We start from the raw sequence: 12,478 nt of genomic DNA on the forward strand, positions 1-12,478 counted from the left end.
AAGGGCGCCTATGTTTGTGAATGTTCGTGCGGTCTTGTTTGACCTCGACGGAACCTTGATCGACAGTGCTCCCGACCTCGGCGCAGCGGCAGACAAAATGCGCACCGACAGGGGCCTGCCATCCCTGCCCCTCGATCATTACCGCCCCATGGCCGGTGCGGGCGCGCGGGGAATGCTGGGCACAGCGTTTGACATGGCGCCTGATCATCCGGACTTTGCATCGATGCGGGAAGAGTTCTTTGTGAACTACGAAGCGAGGATGACGGTTCTCACGCGGGTGCTTGATGGCGTGGAGCCTCTGGTGAACCAACTGGTGCAGCGCCACATGGCGTGGGGCATCGTTACCAACAAGGCATCGCGTTTTACCGATCCGCTGACACGCTCGATACCGCTGTTCCGCACGGCCGGTGCCGTGGTGAGTGGAGATACCACACCCCATTCCAAGCCGCATCCTGCGCCGCTCCTGGAGGCCGCAGCGCGTCTGGGCGTTGCGCCGCAGGAGTGCGTTTTTGTGGGCGACGACGAACGGGATATCGTTGCAGGGCATGCTGCTGGAATGGGGACGGTGGCTGCGATGTATGGCTATCTCGGCGTGCAGTCCGACACGCAAGCCTGGGGCGCACATGCCGCAATTAAAAATCCCCTGCAGCTCTTGCAATTGCTTGGAGCGCCGTAAAATAGGGATTCTGGGGCTGTCCTGGTTTCGACGTGGGTTCGGAATCGGTGTGGTGCATGTCGAGCTTGAGTCACGCTCGTAAATCTCGATTTAACAAACTAACTGCAAACGACGAACGTTTCGCACTCGCTGCTTAATTGCCAGTGAGCCTTGCAACAGTTGGCCGATGGGCTGGGCAAGGGGGTTCTGAGCAATCAGGGCCTCCCGGCTGCAAGGATAATTACATGGGCTGGCTTTGATCCGGGTACCTTGGGTCAAGGCGAGAAAATAGGGTGCTGGCGGCCTGTGTAGCGTGCGACTGCGCGACACAGGCGGCGAGATTCAAAACAGACCGCTAAACATGTAGATCTGCCCGATAAAGGCTTGCGGACGCGGGTTCAATTCCCGCCAGCTCCACCATATACAAGGGCTCGGATAGTCTCCGGGCCCTTTTTCCTGCCTGAAATCCCCGCGCCACGCGGGGTTCCGGCCACCGGTGCTGCGGGTGGCCTGCTGCCGAAACGCCTGAAATCGGCCACTTTCTCGGCCAGAGCCGTCTCTATTCTCCGTTTGGCCTGCGGGTAGGCGCAGATGGTGGTCTAGCAAAATCAACAACTTACGCGTGCCGGTTCATCGTCAACCAAGGCCACCGGTCAGGCATCGAACAACAGCCAGAGCATCTCCCGCAGCACCCCCAGCCGGTGGGCAGCGAGTGAATCGGACCCTTGCAGCGAAAATGTAGTCCATGACCAACAAGAAGAAAATCGCCGCCGATCTGCAATCAGCCCTGTCTGGGCAGAGCCCACTGAGCATTGACCTGTACGTTGAAGTTCTGGCCGACTATGAGGACGAACTCAAAGCGTCGCTGGACAAGGACGCCGATGATGCCCTGCTGTGCATGCTGGCCGACGACGGTGACGTAGCGATGATGGTCATCGACTGGAACGGCAGCATCTACCGGAATGAAAACGCGCTGAAGAAGCTGCAGGCCATGTGGAGGCATAGCTTCGACACCAATGTGCAGACCCTAGTGCCCATACTCAGCGATCACATCAGCCAGAAAAACCTGGGGGTGGCGGGCATCAAATGGTTGCCCGCATCCACCGATTGAAGCGGGCCGACGAACGGCTGACCTGTTTACGAATCGAACGCGGCCACCACCTCCCGCTGCGCCACCCAGTCGGTCGGAAGTGGGTTCCGTTGGAACCACAGCAGGCTCATGCACTTGGGCTGCTGCCCGGACAGGATGCTCTGGATGATGGCGGGCTCCAGCAGGGTAAGTCGCAGCAGTTCGTTGACGGTCGAGTGGTGCAGTCCTTCGCGTTGGGCGATCTCACTGCCGCTGCCGACCACGCCGTCGTCGAGCAACTGCTGCCAGTAGAAGGCCCGCGTCAGCGCCACCAGCAAGGGCTGGTCGATCTGGGTCGCCACTTTCCCCGGTGTCTCGACTTGCCCATCGGGTCGCACCACCACCTTGCTGGCACCGCGTTTCCGGATTTTCAGCGGGATGAATGTCGTGAGCTTGACCCGTCCGCCATCCCGGCGTTCGCGGGCGACTGGCGTGCCGGTGGCACTGACCTTGGGTTTCATGCCAACTCCTCCATCTGCTCCCATTCCTGCAATTCCGCGCCTATGGTGCCGGGCACCAACTCACCGGCCAGTTCGTGCCAGCCCTGATCGCGCCAGATGATTTCCAGCCCGCCATCGGCAATCACCGCACGCTCGATCAGCAACTGCGCCAGTCGGCATTGTTCGGCGGGGAAAAGCTGCTGCCACATCGCAGCCAGATTGCGCATCGGCAGCACCACTTGGGGTTCGGTCAGATCAGGCCGAATCTGCCGCATCCGATCACACACCGACTGCACGACGTGCGGGGCCGACAGCGCCGCTACGATCTGCTGCGTGACCAATTCCTCGATGGGTGCCGCCGGCAACGGTCCGTGGCTGCTGGCCCACGCACCGAAGCGCCGGTGCTTGACCGGCGTGTAGTACCGATACGTCTTGCCCTTCTTGACCGTGTAGCTGGGCACCAGCCGTTCGCCATCGGGTGTGAACAGCAGGCCACGTAGCAAAACGGGTTCACGGATTTTGTCGTTGGTGTCGCGCCGCCGTTCGATGCCATCGGTGGCAATCAGTGCGTGCACGGCATCCCACTGCGCCTGGGTGATGATGGCCTGATGCTGGCCGGGGAAGCTTTGGCCCTTGTGGACAATGTCGCCCAGGTACATCCGGTTGTGCAGCATCTTGTAGATGGTCTGCTTCGTGAAAGACTTGCCACCCTTGGTGACCACGCCTTCCGCGCCGTAGGCCTTGGCCATCAGTGTGGCCGAGCGCATCGTCGCGAAATCATCGAAGATGCGGCGGACCAGCGTGGCCTCCGTTTCATTCACGATCAGCAGCCGATCCCGCACGTCGTACCCCAGCGGCAGCGGCCCGCCCATCCACATCCCCTTGGCCTTGCTGGCGGCGATCTTGTCGCGTATGCGCTCGCCGGTGACTTCCCGCTCGAACTGTGCGAAGGACAGCAGGACATTGAGCATCAGTCGGCCCATCGATGTGGCCGAATTGATCTGCTGGGTGACGGCGCTGAAGCTGACGCGGTGGCGGTCGAAAACATCCACCATTCGCGCGAAATCCGCCAGCGAGCGTGACAGCCGGTCGATCTTGTAGACGACCACGATATCGACCTTGCCCATCTGGATGTCAGCCATCAGGCGCTTCAAGGCAGGCCGTTCCATATTGCCACCAGAGAAACCGCCATCCTCGTAGTCATCGGCCACGGCGATCCAGCCTTCGGCACGCTGGCTGGCAATAAATGCGTGCCCGGCTTCCTTCTGGGCATCGATGGAATTGAAAGACTGGTCCAAGCGTTCGTCGCTGGAGACGCGGCAGTACACCGCGCAGCGTTTTGGGGGCACAAGCAGGGGTGCGTTCATTGACCATCCCCCTTGCCATCACGCAGACCAAAGAACTTCGGCCCATTCCATCGCGTGCCGGTGATGTGGCGGGCCGCCGCCGACAGGCTCTTGAACACCTGTCCGTTGAGTTCGTACAGGCCATCGGGCGTGACGGTCACGCGATGCTGACGTTCATCCCATTCGCGGACTAGCGTGGTGCCGGGCATCAACAAGGTCTGCGCGCTGCGGCCGACACTGGTTTTGATCTTGGAGTGCTTGGCACCGGCCTCAACCAGCATCTTGCGCACGTTGGTGGGCAGCGCGCCGTAGGCCTGTTCCTGGATACGGTAGACCAGACGTGATTCGACGTAATTGCGGTTGCGGTGGCTTGGCCGCCGGGGAAAGTGCTGATCCCACAGCGCCCAGAGATCGGCCATCGGCAGGGAAGGCAGCGCGGCCAACTGGGCCGAGATGGGCGCGGCCGGGCCACCCGTGTTCTTGTTATCTGTCATTACACAAACTCCTGTTGTTGAGACAGGTCCATGAACGCGCTGTGGCGACCAGAAGCCAAGTCAAACCGCGCTCTGGCCAACGTCATCGACCTGACCTGTCGCTACGTCGAAACGCTCTCCCAGCAGGGTCTGCGCACGCCCTCTGCGTTTGTCCTTGACGCCCAGGATGTAGACCTCGCCGTTCCAGACCCCGCAGGCCACGTCGGTGTCTTCAGCGTCGGCGGGCAGCAACCAGCCGGTGATACCCTCGGGCAGTTGCAGCAGATCCTCCGGCGCGTGGATGGGCCAGCGCATCGACTCCTGGTGTCGGTCGGCAAACTGCAGAATCTCTGGCGGTGTGCCGGGGAAGTTGTCTTGGCTGAGGATCGGAATCCAGGCCAACAGCTGCCCGCTGGCAAGCCAGCCGTGCACGCGCTGCGCGACCTCTGGGTCGTAGTGGGCCAGTGGCTGGCCGGAGATGGTGTCGTTGTTGTTGATCGTGGTGGTCATTTCATTTCCTTGAAAGCTGGTAACCCGGCGCATCGCCGGGTGGTAACCGAGGTGGTAACTGGTAACCCCGTTTCGGGGCCTGTCACTGGCGGGGCAGCGCGCTCGCGCCCCCCGTATTGCTTTACGGCGAGGAAGGACCCAATTCGCCTGTGGGCAGGTCGCGTGACGATCAAGGCGCTGGCATTTCTGCCGCCAGTGCATCGCTGGCTGCTTCGATCAGACCGCGCGGAATCTCAACCGGGAAGCGACTTTCGTCGTGGTGGTAGTTGATCTGGCGCCGGGCCGCCGAGGCGCGAGCCAGCGCGTTCATGACCGGCATCAACTGTTCGTGCAGCTCGATTTCGGCCATCGCCGCACGGCAGTGGATGAAGTGATCCCTCGCCTTGCGCACGGCATCGGGCAGCCCAGCCAGTTGGCCCTGAATCGCATCACGCTGGCGTTCAAGTTCAGCCTGCGATGCACGGGTGATGCGCAGCTCCACCTCCAGCTTGGTCAGGTTTTCAGGCACGACGAATTCGGCTTCGGTGTCCAGCAGCGTCCGCGATGCCGACTTCGTCTCGACCGCAAGGCGCGCTTGGAGGTCCGCCAGCCGCTTGGCGATCTTGGCCAGATGGCCATCGACCGTTTGCGCTTCAGCGGTGAGCGCCTTGCGTTGCGCCATCAGATCGTCAAGCTGTTTGCGGGCCAGCGCGAAGCGCTCGGGCGTGGCCAGGACCTGCTGCAGCGGACGCAGTTGGCTCTCCAGGTTGGACACTTTCGACTTCAGCCTTTCCATCCGCTGGTTCGCCTCGCAGAGGACGGGCCAGTGGGCTTTGGCGGCCGGTGGCGTGTTCATCGACATCGAGCCAGCGGCATCACGCAGCCGGTTTTGCTTCTCGCGTGCCGCAGCGTGCTCCGCTTCCGCCTCAGCCAATTCGGCCTTGAGGGGCGTGAGTTCCAGATTGAGCGCCTCGTGCTCAGACTTGATCTTGTCGAGGTAGGGGTTGGACTTCTTGCTGAACGGGTTCAGTTTCATGGTGGTGGTCTCCGGGTTTGATTAGGGGTGGACGGGTGTCAAGCGGGATACAGGGCGTCGCCAGGCCGCGCGACGGTGCTGACCCACAGGCCTGGGCCGACTTGCTTTTTGATGCCGACCGGCGCGCCGGGGCGGCGTGGATGGCTGGTGGCCTGCCAGCCGTGATGCGGGCTGGAGTGGCAGGTCATCGCCGCAATCGCGGCGGCCAGCGGGGACAGTTGCGTCGCGGCAGTGGTGGATGGGCTGGTTGCCTGCGGCGTGATGCCGAGGGCCTTGGCCCAGACGGGGTGCAAATTGGGATTACTCACGGTGAGCTCCATATCGAGTGCCGCCCACTGAGGAGTGGGTGACGCCGGGCGGCGTGGCGTACAAAGTTCGGGAAGGCGGATTCGCAGGCTTCGCATCGCTTTGCGAAGCCACAAATCCAGCACTGACGCGGGTTTTCGCGTCATTCGCAGAATTCGCAGGCGTGGTGTGTGGACGGCGCGTTTCATCACACCGCCACCAACTGGAAGGCCTCTTTGGCCGTGGGGTGCTCGGCGGGCGCCACCCAGCCGTGCTGGACCAGGACGTGGAGCACCTTGCGGGCGGCGCCTGCGCTGCGTATAGCCGACGGGCCCTTGCGGTAGATCTCGGCCATCGGAATGACCCGGCCTGGCCCCATCTTGTCGCGCAGCCAGTTCAATACCTCTTGCGCCAGCTTCAGTTCTGCGGTGACCTGACCAGCACCCCACAGGCGCAAGGCCTCTGCCAGGTAGTGCTGCATCAGCAGGGCTGCGCGGTCGATGTGGTTGGTGTCGATCTGCGCATCGCCGTCGAACACGGCGAAGGTGCCAGCCAGGCGGGCGATGTGTTCCGGGGCCTTGGAGGCCAGCGAGCGCACCGGAGCCAACCGGCCATTGGCCCCCAGACCCCGTTCGATGTCGTTGTAGATCGCCACCCAGGTCGATTTGGCCAACGGCGTCAGCGCGATGAGCGGAGGGTCGAGTTCGTTCTCCGCAGACAGCGGCCAGGCCTGATCGAGCAAGGCCGTCATGCGCTGGGTGTAGGCGCGATAGGCCGGTGTCTGGGCAATGTCGGTTTCGGTATAGCGGCGCTGCCCGGCGGTGGATTGCGGGAAGCTCACGAGGCAACGCGCCAGAAAGCCCTGTTCACGGGCCAGCGGATCAGCCAGCAGGCTGGACGCCACAGCAGGCTGCACCATCAAATGCAGGGTCAGTCGCCGACCGTAGTAACTGCCGGAGCCATCGCCCACACGCACGCGGTCGAACTCGCCCCGATCCCAAAGGCGCGACAGTGTGGTCAGCGTGCCCAGGCGCTTTTCTGCGCTCATCGCGTAGCCGCCGAGGAACTGCCCACCCTCGTCATTGACAAGGCCTATGGATGGCAGGCCGATGATGAGTTGGCGCTGGATGGCCTCGGTGCTGGGCTCCGAGACGATGAACAGCGGCATCACCGGTGCAGTGGGGCGCTGCGTTTCTGCCAGACGGGCCTGCTTGGCCTCGCTGGAGAGCTTCTTGTCAGCCAGCACCCGTTTGGCGTGGGCGTCGTAAACCAAAGCGGCCTGCTCGAACTCATCACGCTCGGTGCGGTACTTGGCCATCAGCGCCCGCTGGCGTTCCCGCACCTGTGCCAGGGCCCAGGCATCCACGGCGGATTTGCGCTCCCCGGATTCACCGAGGGTGAGGAAGAAATCGGACAGCGGCGAAACGCGTCCATCGATGATCACGTTGGCGAAGGGCTGCGCCACCTGATTCATCGCCGCCAGGATCGATTGACCGATCAAAGCCTCCGGAGCCTGGATGACGGCGTGCATCTGCTCGACCACGGCCGCGCCGACGGCACCAAGCGCTTCCACCGGAAACGGTGTGGCAGGATCGAGCTCGCGGGCCAGCGGTAAAGGATCTGGCTGGCGATCTTCTGCCCACGCTGGACGACCGACGCCTTTCTTCACGCCGATACCTCGCTGGTGGACTGGCGCACCTGGCGGTTGATGAAGGCGATGAGATCCTGCTGGCGGTAACGCACGCAGCGGCCCACCCGCACAAACGGCAGATTGGGTCGTCCACGTACACGCCAGGTAGCCAGCGTGGCGGGTTGTACTTTGAGGAGTGCTGCGGCCTCGTCTTCGGTCAGCAGCGCATTGGCTGTGCCGGTTTGGCCGTCATGGCTGTCCATTCCCATCTTGCTTCACTGCCTTCCATCGAGAGACGCAGTCAGCGTAGATAGGGGGAATGGATGGATAGCGCTAAATGGCAGGCAGGCGGGTCAGTCGCCGCCGCAGGTTTGCAATACTGATGGTGTCCTCGTGGGCGGTGACCACATCCCGATACCAGACTTTGTGGTCATTCCATTCTTGGAACTGCACCCCTTCGATGGGGTCTCCGTAGCAGGCTTGCTCGATCAGCGGCATGACCAGCTCGAAGTCAGCGCTGCCGGCATGTTGAACCAAGTGTTGCAGGGCGCGTGTGAGCTTGCTGACCGCCCCCGGCTTGCGCCCAGCGCGGTAGGGCCTGACCGCATCGCGGGCAGTACCCAGATGCCGATTCAGGATTGCCACCTGCTGTTCAGCCTGTTGCAGTGCTGCAGCCGAAGGTGAGGACGCAGCAAATGTCGCCATTAGCAAAAAGCGCTCCGCAGCCGCTTTGGTCTGATCTGCCCAGCGCCACGACTCACGCTCCCACTGTGCAAACTCGCCACGTAGTAGACCAATCTCATCGGCTTCGTCGTGGCCAATAGCGTTGTGCCGGAGTTCGTCCTCTATGCCCGAGGCGATCTCGCAGAAGGCATCGGCCGACGACCGCGCCTCCACGATGGCCAGCAGCGCATAGATCTGCGCGTCGGTCAGGGTGGGTTCGGCGCGCGGGATAGATGTGGTCCAGAGGCTGCGCGCGGCAGCGGCATAGCTGCTGTGGCGATCAGCGTGCTCGTGGACGGCGGTGATGGAGCGGGCGATGCCCTGCGAAGCCTTGGCCGCCCAATCCGGCGTGATCGGCTGGCACAGACCAGTGAGCAAGGAGCTGGCGTTGTCGATCAGCGCTGCCAAGTCCTGGAGGTCGACGGCAACCTCGGGCCACAGCCAGCACGCCCTATGCGCCTGGATCAGATCGCCAATGCCACCTGTCAACGGGTCGAATGGCATGGCACCGACGCCATCGCCGCTGTCGCGGTCGGCGCTTGAGTCGGTTGCCGATGGGTCTGCCATTGCGTCGTTGTACTCCTGTCGTTGCGAATCGTGCGAATGCTGCGAAAGTCCTTCTGGCACAAGGCGTTGCGGGTGCGTAGGCCCATGCGAAGCGTGCGAAAGCAATGAGGTCGGTTCGCAGGGCTCGCACCGTCTGCGACAGCAAAATCCTCAATCCTGACGCGGGGTTTCGCAGGATTCGCAACTTTCGCAAGTGCTGTGCTCATTTTATAGAAGGGGGTATGCGCTGGCGACCGCAGCGTGGGCTCACGATCCCTGACCCCATCGTCCCGCCCCAGGCAAAAGGGGTCCTTCTTGGCGATATTCCATTACGGGGGGCGCAAGCGCAGCATTTCGCTACCGTCCGACCAGAAAACAAGGTTTGCAGGGTTTGCAGTTCGCACTTGGCGGCGCGGGTCGATGGGTTGAATTCCGCGTCAGCGCGGGCGTGTGCGGGAAGTTGGGAAATGGCGAAGGTGCGAACCCGGGTGCGTACCCGGTTCGCAGGTTTGCACCCAGGCCACACGAAAAACGGCCAGGATAGAAAACTCAATACTGGCGTGGGTTTGCAGCCGATTTGCTAGCTGGGTTGCAGAAATCGGCCCACGAGCCTTTGCGCACCGTCTGACGCAGCAGACACAGTTCTACGTAACTCTCTACACGCGTGCGCGTGCGCGCGCCTCACGGAAAGTTACGACAACCTGTGTCCGATGCGTCAGACACGCCGGGGTATGAGCAAGGGTATCCAGAAATTGGACACCCTTGGCGACCAATCACACCACCCTGTACACCCGTTCGCCGCTGTCGTTGTGCGCCAGCACCACGTTCAGGCCGAGCTTCTTGCGCAGCATCCCGGAAATCGCCCCGCGCACTGTGTGCGGCTGCCAGCCGGTGGCCAGCATCAGTTGCAGGCTGGTCGCCCCATGCGGGCGGCGCAGTGCCATCACCAGCGCGGCGAGCTTGGTACCCGGGCGCACAGGGATGCCCTCCAGAAGCTGGAGGTCGCAGGTGGCGTCCATCCGCTGGACATCACTCGGCAGTGCAGGTCGTTGCTGGCCGATGGCCGCGTATCCCGCGTCGGTCAGCACGTGGCCGCCGTCGGCAGGCTCAATCCAACCGCGCTGCAGCAACGCGGTCAGAACCTTGGCGCGAGCTCCGCCGCGCAGGGTGTCAGGCGGTATCACGCGCCCATCAGCACGGCGGGCGGCGGTGCGCAGCAGCAGGCTTTGGGCCGGGGAAAGTTTGGGTAGGGTGTCCATCGCGGCCTCCCTTACTTGGTCTGGCCGTCGAAGATCGCCAGCAGATCGTCCAGCGCCTGATCCACCCGCCCGATGTCACCGACGTGGCCCCAGTGGATGGCGTCCGGGTCATGGCCAAAGTGGTCGTTGGCCAGTTGCTGCAAGGCCTCGATCTTGTCGAGGATCATCGGCAGGCGTTGAAGGTAGGTGTCGAGGGGCGTGGGCTGGGTGGTCATGGCTGGCTCCGGGTTGATGGATAACACCACCATTCACGCGCTGAACGATCAAGAAGCCAAGCTGATTCACTGTATATAGTTGTGCCACATTGATATACTTCCAATCTTATGATCCAGCCATCAGGTGACTTTCGATGAAACGCTGCGTTGTGGGTGTCCGGCGCGCCGATGCACCGGTAGCGGAAGGCCACGGGCGCTTTGCCCCGACTGTGTGGTTTCCGTCCATGGCCACTATGGCAGCTGTGCTGTCGGAAGACAACCGCGCCATGCTGCGTTTGATCCATGAGCGCAAGCCAAAGTCACTGACGGAACTGGCTGAACTGACCGGACGACAGGTGCCAAACCTGTCACGCACGCTGAGGATGATGGAAGGCTACGGACTGGTATCGATAGAAAAAAACGCTCGCGAAACTCAGCCTGTGGCGCTGGCAACAGAGTTCTTGGTTGTGCTGGATTCACCACAGGGAGATGAGGAATGAAATTCGAGGTCTACTGCGATGAGGCCAATCCGGATGTTTTGACATCCGCAAGTCCGCGCGCGCGATACCTCATGATCGGCAGCCTTTGGTTGCCGGTTGAACTGCGCGACGAAATCAAGTCCAGAGTCGGCGCCTTGCGCCAGCGACATCAGGCATGGGGCGAAATCAAGTGGAGCAAGGTTTCGCCGAATCGAAGAGACTTTTATGTGGAGCTCATCGATTTATTCGTCAGCTATGGCGACAACCTGCGATTTCGCTGCATTGCGGTGGATCGTACGCAGTTGAACCTTGCCCTACATGACAACGACGGCGAGCTTGGGTTCTATAAGTTTTATTACCAGTTGCTGCACCACTGGATTCTTGACTTTAACGAATACCGGATTTTTTGTGATGTCAAAAGCAACCGCGATCCCAAACGCTTGCCTGTTTTGGGGCGCTGTCTCTCTAGGGCTAACCTGACATCGAGCATCGTCAGCACGCAGTCGTTGCCTTCACACGAGGTGGTGTTGATCCAGTTGTGCGATCTGTTGTTGGGAGCTGCCAGCAGCCGAATCAATGACACGTTACGCGATGGCACCGCCAAGTCGGTCGTCGTTCAGCGCCTCGAAGTGGCACTGGGTAGAACGCTTGCCCCCACTCACAAGACGGAAGAGAAGTTCAACATCTTCAAAATCCGACTGCAGGGGGGATGGTGATGGCGTTGCCCTCACTGGTGAACTACGCCACCGTGGCTGAATACCGCTCGCATTACGAACGGGTTTACTGTCGCGGCAATATCCAGACCTTTGACGGTATACGTGTGTTCTTTGGTGCGAATCAGTTTGGGCACATGTTCTACGAGAGTACCGCACGCGATGGACGCAAGGATGCTTTTTCGTCTGTAAGGGCGCAGCGTATCGACTGGATCAAATCAACGCTTGAGCACCCGAATGCTGACTTGTTCGCAGGTTGGGACAAGGCTTCGCGGGGGTACGACTCCACTCGACGCGTGGCTGTCGTCTACGAGGACTTCGTGGTGGTCGTGGCTATGGGGCTGAAGCTCGATGGCTCGCTGAAGGCGAAATTCGTGACCTGCTATCAAGCGGACAACAGCATCAGCAAGATCAGAACTTCGCCTGTCTGGTCACGAGTGGACTGCGTCCGTCAACTCGGAGGAGTGCCATGAAAGCGCTCCAGAAAAAACAAAGGCCGCTGATTCGCTACGCGGGTTCAGCGGCCGAAACCTCGATACGTTCAAAGCCGATAGGCAGTGAACTCAACCCGCTATTCTACTCTAGGAGCAGGCCTTGTCAAGACATCGGTCTTGCGCCTGCCATGGCAATCCCACAATGAACCTCGAAGAACTCCTCAGCACCCTCGAATCGCCCATAGTCATCCGCCCCACGCGTCGGATGACCCAAGGCGAGCTTGAAAGCTACCTCGACAAGGCCGCCGACATCCTGCGCGGCAATGCCGACCACTCGGAATTTCGCGGCTACGTGTTCGCGCTGCTCTTCTACAAGCGCATCAGCGACTGTTTCGACGAAGAAGTCCGCAACCAAGTCGCTACCCTGACCAAGGCAGGTGTACCGCAGGATCAGGCACTGTCGCTGGCACGGGACCCTCAGAATCACCACTTCATCGTGCCTGAGGCGGCCACTTGGGCCACCGTGGCGCGTACCGCCAAGGCCCAGCTCGGCCAGGCGCTGAATGACGCCATGCTCGCCATCGAACGGGCCAACGCCCACCGCCAGAACAACTTCGACCCCGAGTTCGACACCAAATCGTCTAAGT

Annotated in this window: 17 protein-coding genes and 1 other RNA gene; 7 read left to right on the top strand and 11 right to left on the bottom strand. The window is 61.5% G+C overall.

The genetic code is table 11. The features are described from left to right. The first annotated feature begins 10 nt into the window (after positions 1-10). The 3 genes from ACOQFS_RS13845 to ACOQFS_RS13855 all read left to right on the top strand — a co-directional run bounded on the left by ACOQFS_RS13845 (position 11) and on the right by ACOQFS_RS13855 (position 1,766). Positions 11-676 (top strand): HAD-IA family hydrolase, encoded by a 666-nt coding sequence (locus tag ACOQFS_RS13845; protein ID WP_421563404.1) that lies wholly within the window; start codon positions 11-13, stop codon positions 674-676. Positions 677-688: 12 nt separating this feature from the next. Then, positions 689-1,075, top strand: a transfer-messenger RNA (tmRNA) gene (ssrA, locus tag ACOQFS_RS13850). A 325-nt stretch (positions 1,076-1,400) separates the two neighbouring features. Beyond that, entirely contained in the window at positions 1,401-1,766 is a 366-nt protein-coding gene (locus ACOQFS_RS13855; RefSeq protein WP_421563405.1) for a hypothetical protein, read from the top strand. Between the two features lie 26 nt (positions 1,767-1,792). On the opposite strand, the gene ACOQFS_RS13860 is transcribed toward ACOQFS_RS13855, so the two are convergent. From ACOQFS_RS13860 to ACOQFS_RS13910, 11 genes are all read right to left on the bottom strand, one after another. Further along, positions 1,793-2,245: a hypothetical protein gene (locus tag ACOQFS_RS13860; RefSeq protein WP_421563406.1), complete on the bottom strand. Its 453-nt coding sequence runs from the start codon at positions 2,243-2,245 to the stop codon at positions 1,793-1,795. Next, the gene (locus ACOQFS_RS13865) at positions 2,242-3,591 is read right to left on the bottom strand and encodes a recombinase family protein (protein ID WP_421563407.1); all 1,350 of its coding nucleotides are present in this window, start codon (positions 3,589-3,591) and stop codon (positions 2,242-2,244) included. Before ACOQFS_RS13865 ends, ACOQFS_RS13860 begins: the two co-directional genes overlap by 4 nt. After that, a complete protein-coding gene (locus ACOQFS_RS13870; protein ID WP_421563408.1) occupies positions 3,588-4,064 on the bottom strand; it encodes a DUF2924 domain-containing protein in 477 nt (158 codons plus the stop codon). The genes ACOQFS_RS13865 and ACOQFS_RS13870 overlap by 4 nt, the downstream gene beginning before the upstream one ends. A 60-nt stretch (positions 4,065-4,124) precedes the next feature. Continuing rightward, the gene (locus tag ACOQFS_RS13875) at positions 4,125-4,553 is read right to left on the bottom strand and encodes a hypothetical protein (protein ID WP_421563409.1); all 429 of its coding nucleotides are present in this window, start codon (positions 4,551-4,553) and stop codon (positions 4,125-4,127) included. 169 nt (positions 4,554-4,722) lie between these two features. Then, on the bottom strand, positions 4,723-5,568 hold the full coding sequence (locus tag ACOQFS_RS13880) for a hypothetical protein (protein WP_421563410.1): 846 nt from the start codon (positions 5,566-5,568) through the stop codon (positions 4,723-4,725). Positions 5,569-5,606: 38 nt separating this feature from the next. Continuing rightward, a complete protein-coding gene (locus ACOQFS_RS13885; protein WP_421563411.1) occupies positions 5,607-5,888 on the bottom strand; it encodes a hypothetical protein in 282 nt (93 codons plus the stop codon). Positions 5,889-6,061: 173 nt separating this feature from the next. After that, positions 6,062-7,426 carry a YfjI family protein gene (locus ACOQFS_RS13890; RefSeq protein WP_421563412.1) on the bottom strand — a complete coding sequence of 455 codons (1,365 nt, stop codon included), beginning with the start codon at positions 7,424-7,426 and terminating at the stop codon, positions 6,062-6,064. A 92-nt stretch (positions 7,427-7,518) separates the two neighbouring features. Beyond that, positions 7,519-7,746 (bottom strand): helix-turn-helix domain-containing protein, encoded by a 228-nt coding sequence (locus ACOQFS_RS13895; protein ID WP_421563413.1) that lies wholly within the window; start codon positions 7,744-7,746, stop codon positions 7,519-7,521. Between the two features lie 70 nt (positions 7,747-7,816). Then, entirely contained in the window at positions 7,817-8,773 is a 957-nt protein-coding gene (locus tag ACOQFS_RS13900; RefSeq protein WP_421563414.1) for a hypothetical protein, read from the bottom strand. 752 nt (positions 8,774-9,525) lie between these two features. Beyond that, a complete protein-coding gene (locus ACOQFS_RS13905; RefSeq protein WP_421563415.1) occupies positions 9,526-10,011 on the bottom strand; it encodes a DUF3489 domain-containing protein in 486 nt (161 codons plus the stop codon). An 11-nt stretch (positions 10,012-10,022) separates the two neighbouring features. Then, on the bottom strand, positions 10,023-10,226 hold the full coding sequence (locus tag ACOQFS_RS13910; protein ID WP_421563416.1) for a hypothetical protein: 204 nt from the start codon (positions 10,224-10,226) through the stop codon (positions 10,023-10,025). 224 nt (positions 10,227-10,450) lie between these two features. Between ACOQFS_RS13910 and ACOQFS_RS13915 the strand changes: the two genes are divergently transcribed. From ACOQFS_RS13915 to ACOQFS_RS13930, 4 genes are all read left to right on the top strand, one after another. Beyond that, the gene (locus ACOQFS_RS13915; RefSeq protein WP_421563417.1) at positions 10,451-10,705 is read left to right on the top strand and encodes a helix-turn-helix domain-containing protein; all 255 of its coding nucleotides are present in this window, start codon (positions 10,451-10,453) and stop codon (positions 10,703-10,705) included. After that, the gene (locus ACOQFS_RS13920; RefSeq protein WP_421563418.1) at positions 10,702-11,400 is read left to right on the top strand and encodes a DUF3800 domain-containing protein; all 699 of its coding nucleotides are present in this window, start codon (positions 10,702-10,704) and stop codon (positions 11,398-11,400) included. Before ACOQFS_RS13915 ends, ACOQFS_RS13920 begins: the two co-directional genes overlap by 4 nt. 17 nt (positions 11,401-11,417) lie before the next feature. After that, entirely contained in the window at positions 11,418-11,870 is a 453-nt protein-coding gene (locus ACOQFS_RS13925; RefSeq protein ID WP_421563419.1) for a hypothetical protein, read from the top strand. Between the two features lie 163 nt (positions 11,871-12,033). Beyond that, positions 12,034-12,478: type I restriction-modification system subunit M N-terminal domain-containing protein (locus tag ACOQFS_RS13930; RefSeq protein ID WP_421563420.1), on the top strand; the 445-nt coding region annotated here is incomplete at its 3' end.

It is taken from the genome of Paracidovorax sp. MALMAid1276 (assembly GCF_049198005.1).
GTDB lineage: Bacteria > Pseudomonadota > Gammaproteobacteria > Burkholderiales > Burkholderiaceae_C > Acidovorax.

What these genes read in the sequence shown, in the direction of transcription:
- ACOQFS_RS13920 (WP_421563418.1), top strand. Translation starts at nt 10,702, where the DNA reads ATGAAATTCGAGGTCTACTGCGATGAGGCCAATCCGGATGTTTTGACA.
- ACOQFS_RS13860 (WP_421563406.1), bottom strand. Translation starts at nt 2,245, where the DNA reads ATGAAACCCAAGGTCAGTGCCACCGGCACGCCAGTCGCCCGCGAACGC.
- ACOQFS_RS13900 (WP_421563414.1), bottom strand. Translation starts at nt 8,773, where the DNA reads ATGGCAGACCCATCGGCAACCGACTCAAGCGCCGACCGCGACAGCGGC.
- ACOQFS_RS13885 (WP_421563411.1), bottom strand. Translation starts at nt 5,888, where the DNA reads ATGGAGCTCACCGTGAGTAATCCCAATTTGCACCCCGTCTGGGCCAAG.
- ACOQFS_RS13875 (WP_421563409.1), bottom strand. Translation starts at nt 4,553, where the DNA reads ATGACCACCACGATCAACAACAACGACACCATCTCCGGCCAGCCACTG.
- ACOQFS_RS13915 (WP_421563417.1), top strand. Translation starts at nt 10,451, where the DNA reads ATGGCCACTATGGCAGCTGTGCTGTCGGAAGACAACCGCGCCATGCTG.
- ACOQFS_RS13880 (WP_421563410.1), bottom strand. Translation starts at nt 5,568, where the DNA reads ATGAAACTGAACCCGTTCAGCAAGAAGTCCAACCCCTACCTCGACAAG.
- ACOQFS_RS13845 (WP_421563404.1), top strand. Translation starts at nt 11, where the DNA reads ATGTTTGTGAATGTTCGTGCGGTCTTGTTTGACCTCGACGGAACCTTG.
- ACOQFS_RS13910 (WP_421563416.1), bottom strand. Translation starts at nt 10,226, where the DNA reads ATGACCACCCAGCCCACGCCCCTCGACACCTACCTTCAACGCCTGCCG.
- ACOQFS_RS13870 (WP_421563408.1), bottom strand. Translation starts at nt 4,064, where the DNA reads ATGACAGATAACAAGAACACGGGTGGCCCGGCCGCGCCCATCTCGGCC.
- ACOQFS_RS13865 (WP_421563407.1), bottom strand. Translation starts at nt 3,591, where the DNA reads ATGAACGCACCCCTGCTTGTGCCCCCAAAACGCTGCGCGGTGTACTGC.
- ACOQFS_RS13855 (WP_421563405.1), top strand. Translation starts at nt 1,401, where the DNA reads ATGACCAACAAGAAGAAAATCGCCGCCGATCTGCAATCAGCCCTGTCT.
- ACOQFS_RS13895 (WP_421563413.1), bottom strand. Translation starts at nt 7,746, where the DNA reads ATGGACAGCCATGACGGCCAAACCGGCACAGCCAATGCGCTGCTGACC.
- ACOQFS_RS13905 (WP_421563415.1), bottom strand. Translation starts at nt 10,011, where the DNA reads ATGGACACCCTACCCAAACTTTCCCCGGCCCAAAGCCTGCTGCTGCGC.